This is a genomic window from Streptomyces sp. NPDC044704 (genome assembly GCF_056433525.1).
Genome location: NZ_JBWKGY010000023.1, coordinates 16,522 through 32,015, shown reverse-complemented (window position 1 = coordinate 32,015; position 15,494 = coordinate 16,522). Strand labels below are relative to the sequence as shown.

Here is a 15,494-nt window from a genome sequence, read left to right as displayed (position 1 = left end):
CTCAGCGATGCACTCGTGGGTCTGGGCGCAACGGCCTCCGCCGAGGGCTGCCACCCAGGCATTCGCAATCCCAACAGTCATGAGGACGGCCTCCCGGAATTGCCGGAGCACGAAGCTCTCGACAGCTCGCCGCCTTCAGCGTCCCGGCACGTTGGGAGGATGGCGCGCCACGGTTTCCGCGTAGTGGGGAAGCAGTCAGCGCAGCAGCGCAGCGATGTCGTGAGCGGCGTCGCGTCCGTGCCGGCCCACGCCGATGAGGGTGGCGGAGGCGGGGCCGGCCCAGTCGCCGTATCCGAGCAGATGCAGGCGAGGCTCGTCCACGGCGCGGGTGCCATCGGTGGCGATGCGGCCGCGGGTGCCTCGCGGGCGCAGGGCGGTGCAGGGGGCCAGCGCCGGCGGAAGCCGGTGCACCAGATGACGGCGTCCGCCTCGACCCTGGTGCCATCAGCCCATTCGACGCCGACGGCGGTGAGGCGGGCGAACATCGGCTTCGCCCGAAGCAGTCCGGCGGCGTGGGCGGCGCGGACCAAGGGTACGGCGACGATGTCGCCGAGGGAGGCGACGCCGCCGTGTCGCCGCGGCCTTCGTCGAGGGCCGGCGGCGGGCGGTGGCCGCGTCGAACAGGGCCCGGCCGTCGATGTCGTCGGCGAGGTAGCGGGGCGGCCGCTGGGTGACCCACGTCAGCTGGGCCGTGCCGGCGAGGTCGGCGGCGATCTGGGCGCCAGAGTTGCTGCCACCGACCACGACCGCGCGCCGACCGGCGAACTCGGCCGGGCTGCGGTACTGCACGGTGTGAGCTGACGGCCGGTGAACTCCCGGAGGCCGGACTCGGCGGGCATGGAGGGCCGGGTCCAGGTGTCGATCGCGCTGATGACCACGCAGGCCTGCCGGTCGCCACAGTCCGTCTCGACATGCAGGAAGGCGCCGTCGCGGTGGACAGCCCGAGACCCACACGCCGTGCCGGACGGGTGGTTCGTAGCGCTTCTCGCAGTCGGCGAGGCAGGAAACACGTGTCAGGCGTCCGGGTAGAGCTCGCCGGGCTGGGCCGGTATGAGCCGGCCGGGCAGCGAGGAGTACCGGCCCGGGGAGAACAGTTGGAGGGACTCCCAGGTGCGCTGCCAGGCTCAGCCCGCGCCTGTCTGCGCGTCCAGGATGAGGTGCTCGACGCCCAGGCGGCGCCAGTGGTAGCCGGCGGCGAGCCCGGACCGGCCGCCGCCGATCACCACCACGCCGGTGCGATGCGTCATGGGGTGAGGCGCTGCTCCGTGAATCTCCTGCGCCAAGCCAGCGACACGTACACCAGCGCGACCAGGACGGGGACTTCGATGAGGGGGCCGACGACTCCCGACAGGGCCTGCCCGCTGGTGACCCCGAAGGTGGCGATGGCAACCGCGATGGCCAGCTCGAAGTTGTTGCCCGCCGCGGTGAACGCGAGCGTCGCGGTGCGGTCGTAGTTGAGACCGATGGCCTTGCCGAGGGCGAAGGTGCCGAACCACATCACCGCGAAGTAGACGAGTAGCGGGAGCGCGATCCGGGCGACGTCGAGCGGCTGGGAGGTGATGGTCGCGCCCTGGAGGGCGAAGAGGATGACGATCGTGAAGAGCAGCCCGTAGAGGGCGAAGGGGCCGATCTGCGGCAGGAACTTCGCCTCGTAGGTCTCGCGGCCCAGCTTCTTCTCGCCCATGCGTCGGGTCAGGAACCCGGCCAGCAGCGGGACGCCGAGGAAGATGACCACGTTGAGGGCGATCTTCCACATGGAGATGTCGAGGTGCTCGCCGTCGCCGAGACCGAGCCAACCGGGCAGCAGGTCGAGGTAGAACCAGGCCAGGATGCCGAAGGCCAGGACCTGGAAGACCGAGTTCAGGGCGACCAGGACGGCGGCGGCCTCTCGGTCGCCGCAAGCGAGGTCGTTCCAGATGATGACCATGGCGATGCAGCGGGCGAGGCCGACGATGATCAGACCGGTCCGGTACTCGGGCAGGTCCGCGAGGAAGATCCAGGCCAGGACGAACATGAGGGCGGGGCCGAGAATCCAGTTGATGACCAGTGAGGAGATCATCAGCCTGCGGTCGCCGGTGACTGCGTCGAGCTTGTCGTAGCGGACCTTCGCCAGCACCGGGTACATCATGACGAGCAGGCCGACGGCGATCGGCAGGGAGATCCCGCCGATCTCCACCTTGACGAGCGCGTCGTTCAGGCCGGGGATCAGCCGCCCGAGCCCGAGCCCGAGGCCCATGGCGATCAGGATCCAGACCGCGAGGAAGCGGTCCAGGGTCGAGAGCTTCCGGACGACCGAGGCGCCTTCGGTAGCCGCGGGAGCCAGGGTGGGGGTCACGGACAGGCCCTCTTGTTCTCGGCAGCGGTGCGGGCGGAGGCGGCCAGGTCGGCGAACTGGCCGGCGAGCTGGGCGATGACGTCCGGGCGCAGCTTGTAGTAGACGTAGCGGCCGCACGGCTCGGTGTCCACGAGCCCGGCTTCCCTGAGCACCTTCAGATGGTTGGAGAGGTTGGTCTGCTTGGCACCGGTCTCCTCCACTAGGTGCGTGGTGCACAGCGTCTCGCGGGCGAGCAGGGTCACGATCTGGAGCCTGAGGGGGTCTGCGAGGACCCGGATCAGGTCAGTGTCGACTGACGTCATCATGGACTGATATTTTCACATCAGTGGTGACTGACACCACCGGGTCCTGATGTCATTGTCGGCTGATGCCCGCCTGCTTGCCTGGAGAAGAGACCCGTGTCCGAGAAGCCCTCCGTTCTGTTCGTCTGCGTCCACAACGCCGGCCGCTCGCAGATGGCCGCCGCCTGGCTGACCCACCTCGCCGGGGACCGTGTTGAGGTCCGCTCCGCCGGTTCCGCCCCCGCCGGGTCGGTCAACCCGGCTGCGGTCGAGGCGATGCGCGAGGTCGGCATCGACATGTCCGCCCAAACGCCGAAGATCCTCACGATCGACGCTGTCAGGGCCTCGGACGTGTGCATCACCATGGGCTGCGGCGACACCTGCCCCGTCTTCCCGGGCAAGCGCTACCTCGACTGGAAGCTCGAAGACCCTGCGGGCCAGGGCGTGGAAGCCGTCCGCCCGATCCGCGACGAGATCAAGAGGCTCGTCGAGGACCTGATCGCTGAGATCACCCCGAAGCCCACAGCCTGAGCGAAGTGCGCACGCTCGGGGAGGCCGCGAGCATTCCCGGCCTCCCCGAGCGGCCACCGACGCCGCCCTCTCCCCGTTCTCACGAATGTTCAACCGTGAAAGTTCTGCGAGAGCCAGCGGAGTGATCACGCTTCCGCAGGTCGCCGTTCGCAAGAGCCCTCTTGAAACCCGCACGTTGCGAGGCGCTGCGAAAGCAGGGACCCGCACTCGCGATCGTGCCCGCTCCCCGCCCCGCAAGGCCGGCTGTCGATACGCTGGCTCCGGACGGGGCGGGCAGCGAAGGGGAATCACGTGGGTGTGGGGAATCCGTTGACGCAAGTGCCTCGGCTGCGGCTGGACGAGCTCCTCGACGAGCTCCAAGTACGCATCGACGCCGTACGTGGCACCCGCGATCGGGTGCACAGTCTGCTGGAGGCCGTCGTCTCGGTGGGCCGGGAGCTGGATCTGGCCCAGGTCCTGCGGCGGATCGTGGAGGCCGCGGCCCTGCTCGTCGACGCCGAGTACGGGGCGTTGGGGGTCATCGGCCCTGACGGCCGCACGTTGTCGCAGTTCCTGACCGTGGGGCTCGACGAGGGGGCCATCGCCGAAATCGGTCCCCTGCCGGCCGGTCACGGTCTGCTCGGGGAGGTCATCCATCACCCGGAGCCTTTGCGCCTCACCGATCTCGGCGCTCACTCCTCGTCGTACGGGTTTCCGCCGCACCACCCGCCCATGCGCACGTTCCTCGGTGTGCCGATCCGGGTGCGGGACGAGGTGTTCGGGAACCTCTATCTGACCGACAAGCGGGGCGGGTTCGATTTCGACACCGAGGACGAGACGGTGATCTCCACCCTCTCGGTGGCGGCGGGCGTGGCAATCGACAACGCCCGGCTCTACGAGGGGTCCCAGCGCCAGCAACGGTGGCTGAAGGCCAACGCGGAAATCACTGAAAGCCTGCTGTCGGGCAGTTCCCGTCCGGCGGTGCTGGAGCTCATCGCTCTGCGGGCCCAGGAGATCACGGGGGCCCGGATCGCGGACATCTGCGTGCCGGTTCCCGGCACCGAGGAATTGTTCGTGGAGTTCGCGACGGGTGCGGACGGCAAGGCCAGGCGGGGATTTGTCGTCCCCATCGCGGGAACTCTCTCCGGGACAGCCCACCGGACCGGGCAACCCGTCACGGTCGTGCACGCCTCGGACGACGACCGCTACCCGGACGATGCCCAGACTGAGGGCGGGCTGGGCCCCGCCGTCGCGGTCCCGCTGGGCACCGCCGGCGGAGAGAGCAGGGGCGTACTCCTGCTCGTGCGCGCAGCCGGCGAGCCCGTCTTCGGCGAGAACGAGTTGGAGCCACTCGTCGCCTTCGCGGGTCAGGCGGCCATCGCCCTGGAACTGGCGGAGCGGCGACGTGACGCCGAGCAGATAGCGCTGCTGGAGGAGCGGGACCGGATCGCGCGGGACTTGCACGACTTGGCCATCCAGCGACTCTTCGCCACGGGCATGACCCTTCAGAGCGCCGCACGGCTCGTCGAGCACGAAGGGGCCGCCGAGCGCGTCAGCCGTGCGGTCGACGACCTGGACGAAACCATCAAGATCATCCGATCGACGATCTTCGGTCTGCGCGCCAAGGACCGTGAGAGCGGGCAGGGTCTGCGGGCTCGCGCTGCCCGGGCGGTCGGCGACGCGGCCGCCACCCTCGGCCATCCGCCGCGCCTGAACATGGAGGGCCTGCTCGACACGGACGTCCCGTCCGAGGTGGCCGACCACGTCATGGCGGTGCTGGGCGAGCTCCTGAGCAACGCCGCACGCCACGCGGGAGCGACCAGGGTCGCCGTGGCCCTCAAGGCCGAACCGGGCGAGGTCGTCCTGACGGTCTCCGACAACGGCAGGGGCATCCCGCCCCAGGGCCGTAGGAGCGGCCTGCTCAACCTCGACGACCGGGCGCGGAGCCTGGGCGGGTCCTTCACCGTGGACACCCCCGACGAGGGTGGCAGTCGGCTCGTCTGGCGGGCGCCGCTCCCCACCGGGAGCTGACGGCCCCGACGCGATCATCCCCGGGCAGTCGGCTCCGGCGGCGTCCGCTCCGCCTCCAGCCGGAATCCGGCGACGAGGTCGGAACGGATCCGCAGGGCTCGGGTCATGGGGCGTCCCACCCAGGGACGCAGCAGGGAAGCGAACCGGGCCGCCTCATCGGCGTCGGTCACCGGGCACGCGTAGCCGGTGACGACGACGCTCCAGCCGAGGTGCGTGACGGAATCGATGGCGTCCGCTTCATAGGCGACGACCACACCGGGGACATCGGCCGGGGCCGAGAGGGAGGCGAGTGCCCCGCCATCGTGGATCCGCACAATGATGTCCCCGCCCTCAACGAGATGGCTGACCGGGCGCACGGCGGGCAGCGCCTGGTGCGTGAAGACGATGCGCCCCAGGGACACCGTCGCCAAGAGCCTGAGCGCCTCGGCCCTGCCGAGCTGGCGCATGCGCCGGGTGGCCGTCACGTCGTCGGCCTGACCGTCGGTGCGCCGTATGCCGCCGGCCTGGTCCATGCTGCGCACCTTCATCCGGTATCGGTCGAACCTTGGGGCTTGCGATTCACCAGCCTCTCTCTCGATCACCACGAGAACCAGGGCCCAACGGTCCCGAACCAGGCACCGGTTTCGGACACCGCCCCGGTCAAGCCATCACGAGCCGCAGCTCGCGGTCGGCGCCGAGCACCCGCATCGACTTGGCCACCAGCGGCGGCACGCCGCACAGCCGGAGCCGGGTTCCTGCCGAGTAGCAGCGGTGGTGCACGCGCAGGAAGAGGCCGATGCCCGCGCTGTCGCAGAAGGAGATCCCGGACAGGTCGAGAACGAGGCTGCGCTGACCGTATGCGGCGAGGGCGGTGAGTCGGGGTTCCACCTGCCGCGCCGTGTGGAAGTCGAGTTCTCCGGCCAAGGTGACGCACACGTCGCCGTCGCTCCTCACCGCGGTCTTCAGATCGATCAAGGTAGTCGTCATGGAACCTCCACGCTGCGTGCGGCTCTGCGGTCGAGCCGCGCCTCTTCCCGTGCGGTACCAGCTCATCGCACGCGGTCCGGCCCCGGGAAGGTCCACATGCCCCGCGCGCAGGGCCGAAGGTCCCTGCTCCCGGGTGCCCCATCGCGCGGGAAAGGTCGGATGAGGGCCGATCGGCCCTGTCCGGTCGGCCCCTTCGGCAGGCAGGATGCGGGAGTTCGTCCTCCCGGGACGAGCCCAGGCGAAGGAGTTGCGTCATGACCGACAGCGGTGCCCCCTCCCCCACCAGGACGCCGATCACGGTCTTCCTCCTCGACGACCACGAAGTCGTACGCCGCGGGGTCCACGACCTGCTGGACGCGGAGCCCGACCTGAACGTCATCGGCGAGGCGGGAACGGCGGAACAGGCCCTGATCCGCATCCCCGCGCTGCGTCCTCAAGTGGCGGTCCTCGACGTACGGCTCCAGGACGGCGACGGCGTGAGCGTGTGCCGCGAGCTGCGCTCGCGGATGCCCGAGCTGGCCTGCCTGATGCTCACCTCGTTCGACGACGAGGAGGCCCTGCTGGACGCCGTGATGGCGGGCGCCTCCGGCTACGTGCTGAAGCAGATCACCGGAACCGACCTGGTCACCGCCGTCCGTACGGTCGCGGCCGGCCAGTCCATGCTCGATCCGGGAGCCACGACCCGGCTGATGGCCCGCATGCGCGGCGACGTGCCCAAGGAGGACCAGGTCCCGGGCCTGCCCGGCTTCACCGACCGGGAGAAGGAGATCCTCGTCATGGTCAGCGAGGGGCTCACCAACCGCGAAATCGGCAAACGGATGTACCTCGCCGAGAAGACCGTCAAGAACATCATCTCGCGCCTGTTCACCAAGTTGGGTGTGGAGCGCCGCGTCCAAGCCGCCGTGATCGCCAGCCACACGCTGATCCCGCCGAGCCAGCACCCCGTCCCGACCACGGAATAGCCGGCGGCGCCGGGCACGCCGTACCTCCGCGTGCCCGACCCTCCCGCCTGACCCGGGGCGGATCAGGCGTGCGGGACCACCGCGACAGGACAGACCGCGTGGTGCAGGACCGCGTGGGCCACCGACCCGATGTGCGCGCCCACCGCCGACTCGCGGACCCGGCGGCCCACGACGAGCAGCTGCGCGTCCGACGCGGCGCTGAGCAGCACCTGGCCACCGCTGCCCTGCTCCACGTGCGCGATGACTTCGACCTCCGGGTACTTCACCCGCCACGGCACCAGCGCCTGCTCCAGCGCGGCCTTCTCGTACGGTTCCAGGCCACCGAACTGGTCGGCGATCCACATCGACCCGGGGCTGTAGCCGTAGACCGGGGGCAGGCTCCAGGCGCGGACCGCACGGAGCGGTACCTTCCGTGCCGCGGCCGCCTCGAAGGCGATGCGCAGTACTTCGGCGGACTCCTCCACGCCGCCCTGCTGTCCGACGACGATCTCCCCCTCCTCCGCCACGGCCACCGGCCTGCCGTGCGCGGAGCGGACGGAGACGACGGGGCACTCGGCGGCGGCGATCACCTGCCGGCCGTAGGAGCCCAGCAGGAACCCGACCAGGACTCCGTGTCCGCGCGTGCCGATGACCAGCAGCTCCGCGTCCTTGGCCGCGTGCAGCAGGGCCGGAACCGGCGCCTCAGCGAGCACTTCCGTGGTGAGATCCAGCCCCGGGTACCGGTGGGTGAGCTCGTCCTCGACCTCCTTCAGGACGTCGTCGGCCCGCCTGGCTTCGGTGTCGCCGTCATGGACGATCGGGCCGGCGAGCGGCGCCCAGAACCAGGCGTGGACCACGTGCAGGGGCAGGCCACGCCGTACGGCTTCCCGTGCGGCCCAGTCCGCCGCAGCCCGGCTCTGAGGAGATCCGTCCACTCCGACAACCAGGGTGCGCTTCACGAGTCTGTCCTCCGTACCGATGCCAGGGCATCGAGGTCGGTCATCAGGGGAGCGGCGCCGGCCGGGGGACCGGCACCGCTGCCCTCACCCTCCCGGCTGGACGCCGTGGCACACAGGGGCCAACAGTCCCTCCCCCAGGGCCGGTCCTCCCCTCGCGGCGCCGACTCGCGGAGGGCAGTGTGGAGGCATCGGCTCAGTCGACGAACATTCCGGACCGTCGCACTCAGGAGCGGGCATGGCCTCTTACCCCATCTCGGAACTCGACGCGCACTGGCGCGCCGCCAACTACCTGGCAGTCGGCCAGATCTACCTCATGGACAACCCCCTGCTGACGGAGCCGCTACGGCCTGATCACATCAAGCCGCGGCTGCTCGGCCACTGGGGCACCTCCCCCGGCCTGAACCTCGTCCACACCCACCTGGGCCGCGTGATCAAGGACCGGTCACTGGAGGCCCTGTGCATCTGGGGGCCGGGCCACGGCGGCCCCGCCGTCCTCGCCAACTCCTGGCTGGAAGGCACGTACACCAAAACCTACCCGGACGTCACCCGGGACGCGGCCGGCATGGGCGCGCTGTTCCGGCAGTTCTCCTTCCCCGGCGGAGTGCCCAGCCACGTCGCCCCCGAGACGCCCGGCTCCATCCACGAAGGCGGCGAGCTCGGCTACGCCCTGGCCCACGCCTACGGAGCCGCCTTCGACCACCCCGGCCTGCTGGTCGCCTGCGTCATCGGCGACGGCGAGGCGGAGACGGGGCCGCTGGCCGCTTCCTGGCACTCCAACAAGTTCCTGGACCCGGTCCACGACGGCGCTGTCCTGCCGATCCTGCACCTCAACGGCTACAAGATCGCCAATCCGACGGTACTGTCCCGGATCCCTGAGGACGAGCTCGATGCGCTGCTGCGCGGATACGGGCACGATCCGCTGTACGTGACCGGCAGCGACCCCGCCCAGGTCCATCACGCCATGGCCCGCGCCGTGGACCACGCCGTGGACCGCATCGCGCTCATCCAGCAGAAAGCCCGGACAGCGGGTACCGGTACGCAGCGCGAGCGCGCACGCTGGCCGATGATCGTGCTGCGCACCCCCAAGGGCTGGACCGGCCCCGTGACCGTCGACGGCGACCCGGTCGAGGGCACGTGGCGGGCTCACCAGGTCCCACTTGCCGGGGTACGCGAGAACCCGGCGCACCTAAAACAGTTGGAGGACTGGCTGCGCTCGTACCGGCCGCAGGAACTCTTCGACGCCGACGGGCGGCCCTCCGAGCAGGTTCTCGCCTGTCTCCCGCAGGGCGAACGCCGCCTGGGCGCCAGCCCGTACGCGAACGGCGGCCGGCTGCTGCGCCCCCTCCCGCTCCCCGCCCTCGACACCTACGCCGTCCCCGTCGACAAGCGAGGCAGCAGTCTCCACGAACCGACCCGCGTCCTCGGGCGCTTCCTCACCCGGATCATGCGCGACACCGCCGGACGCCGGGACTTCAGGGTCGTCGGCCCGGACGAGACCGCCTCCAACCGGCTGGACGACCTGTACGACGCCACCGGCAAAGCCTGGCAAGGCCTCACGCAGACCACGGACCGGAACCTCTCCCGGGACGGCCGCGTCATGGAGATCCTGTCCGAACACGTCTGCCAGGGCTGGTTGGAGGGCTACCTCCTCACCGGCCGCCACGGACTCTTCTCCACCTACGAGGCCTTCGCCCACATCGTCGACTCCATGGTCGGGCAGCACATCAAATGGCTGAAGACCTCGCGCGACCTCCCCTGGCGCGCCCCCATCGCCTCCCTCAACTACCTGCTCACCTCGCACGTCTGGCGCCAGGACAACAACGGCTTCTCCCACCAGGACCCCGGCTTCGTCGACCACGTCCTCAACAAGAGCCCCGAGGTCGTACGCGCCTACTTCCCACCGGACGCCAACACCCTCCTCGCCGTGGCCGACCACGCCCTGCGCAGCCGCGACCAGGTCAACGTGATCGTCGCCGGGAAGCAGCCTTCCTTCGACTGGCTGTCCATCGACGAGGCCCGTGTCCACGTCACGCGGGGCGTCGGCAGCTGGGAATGGGCCGGTACGGATGGCAGCTCCCGCGAGCCGGACGTCGTACTCGCCTGCGCCGGCGACGTGCCCACCATGGAGGTCCTGGCCGCTGCGGCCCTGCTCCGCGAACACCTTCCGTGGCTGACCGTTCGCGTCGTCAACGTCGTCGACATCGCCCGCCTGATGCCCCACGAGGAACACCCGCACGGCATGACCGACACCGAGTACGACGCCCTCTTCACCACCGACAAGCCGGTGGTCTTCGCTTACCACGGCTACCCGTGGCTGATCCACCGCCTCGCCTACCGCCGCACCGGCCATGCCCACCTTCACGTCCGCGGCTACAAGGAGTCCGGCACGACGACCACCCCCTTCGACATGGTCGTACGCAACGACCTCGACCGGTACCGGCTCGTCATGGACGTCATTGACCGCGTCCCCGGCCTCGCCGCCCGCGCCGAAGCCCTGCGTCAGGCCATGACCGACCAGCGCATCCGACACCACAGCTGGATCCGCGCGCACGGAACCGACCTGCCGGAAGTCGAGGGCTGGTCCTGGCCGTACTGAGCACACCGCGGCTCCCTGGCCGGGGCGCAGGCGGCCGGACCAGAGAGGCTCGATGTCGGCCCACTCGTCTTCCCAGGCCCGTGCGCTGCGTGCGTTCACGAGGCGGAGGCGCAGGGTAACGAGGGCGCAGCCGACGAGCAGGATCCCGGCCAGCGTTCCGGTGCCGATCCCGACCGCGTTCAGAGTGATCTCGGCTTGGCCGGGTGGCGCGGCGACCGCATTGCCGTTTCCGTCGACCCACACGCGGACCGTGTCACCGTCGCGGGTGCTTGCCGGAACAGGGATGGTCTCCGTGTGCGGGCGGCGGGACGGGTACTGCCAGGTGGCGGTTGCCACCGTGACGGGCGCACTGCTCGGCCGGACTCCGGCCCGGTATCTGGTCTCGCCGACCATGGTGGCCGTCACCGAGTGTCCAAGGCGCGCGATGTTCTCGGCACTGCGGTGGCCTTCCGTCCATGCGGCCCGCCCGAGGGCGAAGCCGACGATCACTGCCAGCAGGCAGGTCAGCGCGAAGACGGCATGCATACGGGTTCGGGTTCGGTCGGCACCACGCCTGAGCGGGTTGCCCCGAGTACCTTTCGTCCGGTGGTGCATGGCACGCCTCCGTGCTGGTCCATGGCGGACCGGGCCGTCCCTTCAGGCGGCGACGAGCTCGGCGCTGATGTGGTGGGCCCACTTCTGGATACGCTCGGGGTTGCGGAAGTCTCCCCCCTTGCCCTGGCGGTTCAATGCCTTGGCGAGAAACCCCGGGGTGTGGGCCGTGATGCTGCCGCCGAAGGTCATGTGCTCGCGCGCCCCGATCAGCTGCATCTCCCGGGCGACGACGGCGACCGGCGGGATGTCGTGTTCCTCCGCGGAGCGGTCGAGCGGGCCGCTGCTGAACATCCACACCGGGCGGTGCCGCAGGGAGTCGGCGTTGCGTTCGGCGCAGTGCTTGGCCTTGCTGCTCCAGTGGCCGGCGTAGAGGGAGCCGCCGAGGACGACGGCGTCGTAGGCGCGGACGTCGTGGACATCGTCGGCGGGCAGTACGACGGCGTCGAGACCGTCCTCGCGGAGAGTCTTGCCGATCTGTTCGGCGATGCCTGCGGTGGCTCCGTGCTTGGTCCCGTAGGCGACCAGGACTCGCTTGGTGCTCATGGCGGGTGCTCCTCGATTTCGTGGTGCGGGGCTGATGCCACTGTCACGCGGCCGACGGCTGCTCCGCTTGGGCCGGACGGATCCCTACAGGAGCCATTCGGCCCTCCCCGTAGCGCTCGTCCTCGGCAGCGGCTACGTGCTGCTTGACGGCCGCGAAGCTGTCGGGGGCAACGGAGATCGAGTCGATTCCGACGCGGACGAGGAATGCGGCGTACGCCGGGTCGTCGCTGGGCCGCTGTCCGCACAGGCACACCGGACGTCCGAGGGCCTGGACCCGTGGGAGCAGGATCCGGATCAGATCGGTGACGGCCGGGTCGTTCTCGTCGAAGACGTGGGCGAGGGCTTCGGAGTCGCGGTCGACTCCGAGGGTGAGCTGGGTGAGGTCGTTGCTGCCGATGGAGAACCCGTCGAAACGCTCGGCGAAGTCCTGGGCAAGGAGGATGTTGGCGGGGATCTCGGCCATCACGTAGACCCTGAGACCGTTTTCGCCGCGGCGGAGTCCTTCAGCGGCCATCACTTGGAGCACCTTGTCGGCCTCTTCCAGGGTGCGGCAGAACGGGATCATGACGATGACGTTGGTCAGGCCCATCTCCTCGCGGACCCGGCGAAGGGCCTGGCATTCGAGGGCGAAGCCCTCCCGGTAGCCGTCGCTGTAATAGCGGCTGGCGCCGCGCCATCCGATCATCGGGTTGGCCTCCACCGGTTCGAAGGGGCGGCCGCCGAGGAGCTTGGCGTACTCGTTGGTCTTGAAGTCGCTGGTGCGGACGATGACGGGGTCGGGCCAGCGGGAGGCGGCGATCCGGGCGATGCCGTACGCGAGGCGGTCGGTGAAGTACCGGCCGCGGTCGAGGTAGCCCTCGGTGAGCTGGTCGATGGCGCAGCGGTCGGCGGGATCCAGGCGTTCCGGGTACAGGAGGGCCATGGGGTGGACCTTGACCTGGTGCGCGACGATGAACTCCAGACGGGCCAGGCCCACCCCATCGGCGGGCAGCCGCCACCAGCGGAAGGCAGCGGAAGGGTCGGCGAGGTTGAGCATCACCCGCGTGCGGGTGGCGGGCAGGGCGGACAGGTCCGTCTCGGTCTCCTCGTACGGGAGGCGGCCCTCGTAGACCTTGCCCCGGCTGCCCTCGGTGCACGCGACGGTGACGTCGGCGCCGTTGCGCAGCACCTCGGTGGCGTTCCCGGTGCCGACGACCGCCGGGACGCCGAGTTCCCGGCTCACGATCGCGGCGTGTGAGGTGCGGCCGCCGCGCTCGGTGACGATGGCGGCGGCACGCTTCATGACCGGTTCCCAGTCCGGGTCGGTGATCGAGGTGACGAGCACGGCTCCGGCCGGGAAGCGTTCCAGGTCCACCGGCGTGTCCATGCGACAGACGGCACCCGATCCGATGGCTTCGCCCACCGCGATGCCTTCGACCAGGGCATCGCCCGGGGCGGCGGTCAGACGGCAGCGGCGCAGGGTCGCGGGGCGGCGGCGGGACTGCACGGTCTCGGGCCGCGCCTGCACGATCGCCAGGTCGCCGGTGATGCCGTCCTTCGCCCACTCCAGGTCCATCGGGCAGCCGTAGTGGTCCTCGACGGCGACGGCCCATTCGGCAAGCTGCCGCACCTCGGCGTCGGTCAGGACCCGCCGGGCCTGTTCCTCGGGGGTGGTGTCGACTGTGTCGGTCAGCCCGCGCTCCGCGTAGACGGCCTTACGACGCTTGGCGCCGATCCGCACGTCGATGACGGGGTTCAGGGCCGGGTCCTTCAGGCCGGGCTTGAAGACGGTGTACTCGTCTGGATCGGTCTGCCCGCTGACCACGGTCTCGCCCAGCCCCCAGGCCGCGCTCACCACGACGACGTTCGGGAAGCCGCTCTCAGGGTCGAGGGTGAAGATCACCCCTGCCCCGGCGAGGTCGGAGCGCACCATCACCTGGACGCCGACGGACAGGGCGACCTGGAGATGGTCGAAGCCCATCCGGTCCCGGTAGTCGATCGCGCGGTCGGTGTAGAGAGAGGCGAAGCAGCGGTGCACAGCGTCCAGAAGCTGCACGGCGCCACTCACGTTCAGATAGGTCTCCTGCTGGCCGGCGAAACTGGCCTCCGGCAGGTCCTCGGCGGTGGCGCTGCTGCGTACGGCGACCTCCGGGTCGGAGCGGCCCAGCTCCCGGCCGAGCTCCTCGTACGCCGTGATGATCTCGGTCGTCAGGGCCTCGGGCAGGGCCTCGCCCATGATCATTGAGCGGATGCCCGCTCCGACGTCTTCGAGCGCGACACCGTCGTGGAGCCGGTCGAGCTGCACCTGGATGCGGGTACGCAGGCCGTGGCCGTCGAGCAGTTCCTCGTAGGCGTCGGCGGTCGTGGCGAAGCCGGGCGGCACACGCAGGCCGGCATCGGTCAGCCGTCTGGTCAGCTCTCCGAGGGAGGCGTTCTAGCCGCCGACCCTGCCGATGTCGCCTCGGCTGAGCTCGGTGAACGGTACGACGCGTCGCGTGTGTCCCATGACGTCCTCCGGGGCTGCGTATCAGCAGGGATCAGTACGGCAGGGGGCGGCCGGACGGCGTGCGCAGATCCAGCGGCGCGGGCCTGTGGGGCTGCTTGGGCCGGGTCTGGATCCGAATGCGCTGCATCGTGGTCACCCTCTTCGGAAGGCGGCGCCGGATTGGCGTCTGGGTTCCACGATCACGCAGGAGGCCAGGACGACCGCAGTGCCGAGGGGGCCATTCACGCGGGGCCGATCGGCCCAGGTCCCGGTACTGAGTGGCTGCCTGGCCTGCGGCAGGACTGAGTCGGTCCTGCTCAGGACCATGCCGGAAACACCGTTCATCACGCGCCGGGCCGCCGATGACCACGGCGAGGAGAGACGGAAACGTCAGCAGACCTTCCCGGGTCGGACAGCCGTTGCTTTGAGGAGGTCCCGCAGCAGGTCGAAGTCGATGTTCGCCGGCCTGCGGAACCGCAGGCACCCCTTGCCCATGTCCTGCTCGGCCAGCCGTTCCTCGAACGCTTCGCGAACGTCACTGCGCATGAGATAGAAGGAGATGTACTGCTTCTGGCTGGCAAACGCGATCTCGCAGGCGCCGTCGCGCTCGTAGGCAGGCATCCCGTAAGCCATGACTTCGTCGAAGCCGACCAGCTCTTGACGGCACAGCTGCCGCACCTTGGCCAATGCGCCCCTGCGCTCCTCGGGAACCTCGGTCAGGTAGCCCTCGACGTCGCCTGCCTTGCTCTGCACCATTCCGTGAGGTTATGCGCCGGCCCGCGGTGGAGCTATTCGACGGGGATGTCCGCCCGGACGATGGTGATCGGGCACGGTGCGTGGAGCGCCGTCTGATGGCTCACCGAGCCGAGCAGAGCTCGGCTGAAGCCGCCGCGACCACGGCTGCCCACGACCAGCATGGCCGCGCCGTCTGCCGCATCCACCAGGACGTCTACCGGATTGCCTCGTACCAGGCGCTGGTGCACCGAGGAGGCGCCGTCCTCACCGAGGACCGAGCGGACCTCCTCGACCAGACGTCGCTCGGCCTCCTCCTCGTCGAACGTGGTGTCCACCGCTGGAGCCGACCATGATGCGGCACCGGGCAGGTCCCATGCCGCGACCGCCTCCACTCGCCCGCTCACCAGCCCTGCGTACCGGACCGCCCAGCGCAGCGCGGCCTGGGACGAGGGCGATCCGTCGACGCCCACCACGATCCGCGGAGCCTCTTGCTGCCTGTCCATTCCGCTCATCCTTCCGACGGCTGATACATCCACAGT

Annotated in this window: 12 protein-coding genes and 3 pseudogenes; 4 read left to right on the top strand and 11 right to left on the bottom strand. The window is 70.1% G+C overall.

Annotated features, from left to right (window positions below):
- Positions 1 to 195 precede the first annotated feature (195 nt).
- The 3 genes and pseudogenes from AC07B0_RS34945 to AC07B0_RS34935 form a co-directional block, all read right to left on the bottom strand.
- Positions 196 to 1,247: pseudogene (locus AC07B0_RS34945) on the bottom strand (ArsO family NAD(P)H-dependent flavin-containing monooxygenase).
- On the bottom strand, positions 1,244 to 2,335 hold the full coding sequence (gene arsB / locus AC07B0_RS34940) for an ACR3 family arsenite efflux transporter (protein WP_478899958.1): 1,092 nt from the start codon (positions 2,333 to 2,335) through the stop codon (positions 1,244 to 1,246). Before arsB ends, AC07B0_RS34945 begins: the two are co-directional and overlap by 4 nt.
- Complete coding sequence (locus AC07B0_RS34935) at positions 2,332 to 2,640, bottom strand: ArsR/SmtB family transcription factor (RefSeq protein ID WP_469378542.1); 309 nt, start codon at positions 2,638 to 2,640, stop codon at positions 2,332 to 2,334. Before AC07B0_RS34935 ends, arsB begins: the two co-directional genes overlap by 4 nt.
- A 93-nt stretch (positions 2,641 to 2,733) precedes the next feature.
- Between AC07B0_RS34935 and AC07B0_RS34930 the strand changes: the two genes are divergently transcribed.
- Both AC07B0_RS34930 and AC07B0_RS34925 read left to right on the top strand, forming a co-directional pair.
- Positions 2,734 to 3,147 carry an arsenate reductase ArsC gene (locus tag AC07B0_RS34930; protein ID WP_478899955.1) on the top strand — a complete coding sequence of 138 codons (414 nt, stop codon included), beginning with the start codon at positions 2,734 to 2,736 and terminating at the stop codon, positions 3,145 to 3,147.
- A gap of 291 nt (positions 3,148 to 3,438) precedes the next feature.
- Entirely contained in the window at positions 3,439 to 5,157 is a 1,719-nt protein-coding gene (locus tag AC07B0_RS34925; protein ID WP_478899953.1) for a sensor histidine kinase, read from the top strand.
- 14 nt (positions 5,158 to 5,171) lie between these two features.
- Here AC07B0_RS34925 and AC07B0_RS34920 read toward each other — a convergent pair whose 3' ends face one another.
- Both AC07B0_RS34920 and AC07B0_RS34915 read right to left on the bottom strand, forming a co-directional pair.
- On the bottom strand, positions 5,172 to 5,669 hold the full coding sequence (locus tag AC07B0_RS34920) for a pyridoxamine 5'-phosphate oxidase family protein (RefSeq protein ID WP_478899951.1): 498 nt from the start codon (positions 5,667 to 5,669) through the stop codon (positions 5,172 to 5,174).
- Positions 5,670 to 5,796: 127 nt separating this feature from the next.
- The gene (locus AC07B0_RS34915; RefSeq protein WP_478899949.1) at positions 5,797 to 6,123 is read right to left on the bottom strand and encodes an STAS domain-containing protein; all 327 of its coding nucleotides are present in this window, start codon (positions 6,121 to 6,123) and stop codon (positions 5,797 to 5,799) included.
- Positions 6,124 to 6,377: 254 nt separating this feature from the next.
- On the opposite strand from AC07B0_RS34915, the gene AC07B0_RS34910 reads away from it, so the two are divergent.
- Positions 6,378 to 7,085, top strand: a complete 708-nt coding sequence (locus tag AC07B0_RS34910) for a response regulator (RefSeq protein WP_469378532.1) — start codon at positions 6,378 to 6,380, stop codon at positions 7,083 to 7,085.
- A 62-nt stretch (positions 7,086 to 7,147) separates the two neighbouring features.
- Here the strand turns inward: AC07B0_RS34910 and AC07B0_RS34905 are convergent, their stop codons facing one another.
- Positions 7,148 to 8,023 (bottom strand): universal stress protein, encoded by an 876-nt coding sequence (locus tag AC07B0_RS34905; RefSeq protein WP_478899948.1) that lies wholly within the window; start codon positions 8,021 to 8,023, stop codon positions 7,148 to 7,150.
- Positions 8,024 to 8,258: 235 nt separating this feature from the next.
- On the opposite strand from AC07B0_RS34905, the gene AC07B0_RS34900 reads away from it, so the two are divergent.
- Positions 8,259 to 10,619, top strand: a complete 2,361-nt coding sequence (locus AC07B0_RS34900; RefSeq protein WP_469378528.1) for a phosphoketolase family protein — start codon at positions 8,259 to 8,261, stop codon at positions 10,617 to 10,619.
- 57 nt (positions 10,620 to 10,676) lie between these two features.
- On the opposite strand, the pseudogene AC07B0_RS34895 reads toward AC07B0_RS34900, so the two are convergent.
- The 5 genes and pseudogenes from AC07B0_RS34895 to AC07B0_RS34875 all read right to left on the bottom strand — a co-directional run.
- Positions 10,677 to 11,213, bottom strand: a pseudogene (locus AC07B0_RS34895) (Rv1733c family protein); the annotation flags it as partial.
- Between the two features lie 42 nt (positions 11,214 to 11,255).
- Positions 11,256 to 11,756 (bottom strand): flavodoxin domain-containing protein, encoded by a 501-nt coding sequence (locus AC07B0_RS34890; protein WP_469378526.1) that lies wholly within the window; start codon positions 11,754 to 11,756, stop codon positions 11,256 to 11,258.
- A gap of 43 nt (positions 11,757 to 11,799) precedes the next feature.
- A pseudogene (gene ppsA / locus AC07B0_RS34885) lies at positions 11,800 to 14,157 on the bottom strand (phosphoenolpyruvate synthase); the annotation flags it as partial.
- 453 nt (positions 14,158 to 14,610) lie between these two features.
- Positions 14,611 to 14,976 carry an iron chaperone gene (locus AC07B0_RS34880; RefSeq protein ID WP_469378522.1) on the bottom strand — a complete coding sequence of 122 codons (366 nt, stop codon included), beginning with the start codon at positions 14,974 to 14,976 and terminating at the stop codon, positions 14,611 to 14,613.
- A 32-nt stretch (positions 14,977 to 15,008) separates the two neighbouring features.
- Positions 15,009 to 15,458 carry a universal stress protein gene (locus tag AC07B0_RS34875; protein ID WP_469378520.1) on the bottom strand — a complete coding sequence of 150 codons (450 nt, stop codon included), beginning with the start codon at positions 15,456 to 15,458 and terminating at the stop codon, positions 15,009 to 15,011.
- Between the last annotated feature and the right edge of the window lie 36 nt (positions 15,459 to 15,494).

Excerpts from the sequence above, each read along its gene's own strand:
- AC07B0_RS34900 (WP_469378528.1), top strand. The coding sequence starts at position 8,259 with ATGGCCTCTTACCCCATCTCGGAACTCGACGCGCACTGGCGCGCCGCC.
- AC07B0_RS34890 (WP_469378526.1), bottom strand. The coding sequence starts at position 11,756 with ATGAGCACCAAGCGAGTCCTGGTCGCCTACGGGACCAAGCACGGAGCC.
- AC07B0_RS34920 (WP_478899951.1), bottom strand. The coding sequence starts at position 5,669 with ATGGACCAGGCCGGCGGCATACGGCGCACCGACGGTCAGGCCGACGAC.
- AC07B0_RS34935 (WP_469378542.1), bottom strand. The coding sequence starts at position 2,640 with ATGATGACGTCAGTCGACACTGACCTGATCCGGGTCCTCGCAGACCCC.
- AC07B0_RS34875 (WP_469378520.1), bottom strand. The coding sequence starts at position 15,458 with ATGGACAGGCAGCAAGAGGCTCCGCGGATCGTGGTGGGCGTCGACGGA.
- AC07B0_RS34915 (WP_478899949.1), bottom strand. The coding sequence starts at position 6,123 with ATGACGACTACCTTGATCGATCTGAAGACCGCGGTGAGGAGCGACGGC.
- AC07B0_RS34880 (WP_469378522.1), bottom strand. The coding sequence starts at position 14,976 with ATGGTGCAGAGCAAGGCAGGCGACGTCGAGGGCTACCTGACCGAGGTT.
- AC07B0_RS34910 (WP_469378532.1), top strand. The coding sequence starts at position 6,378 with ATGACCGACAGCGGTGCCCCCTCCCCCACCAGGACGCCGATCACGGTC.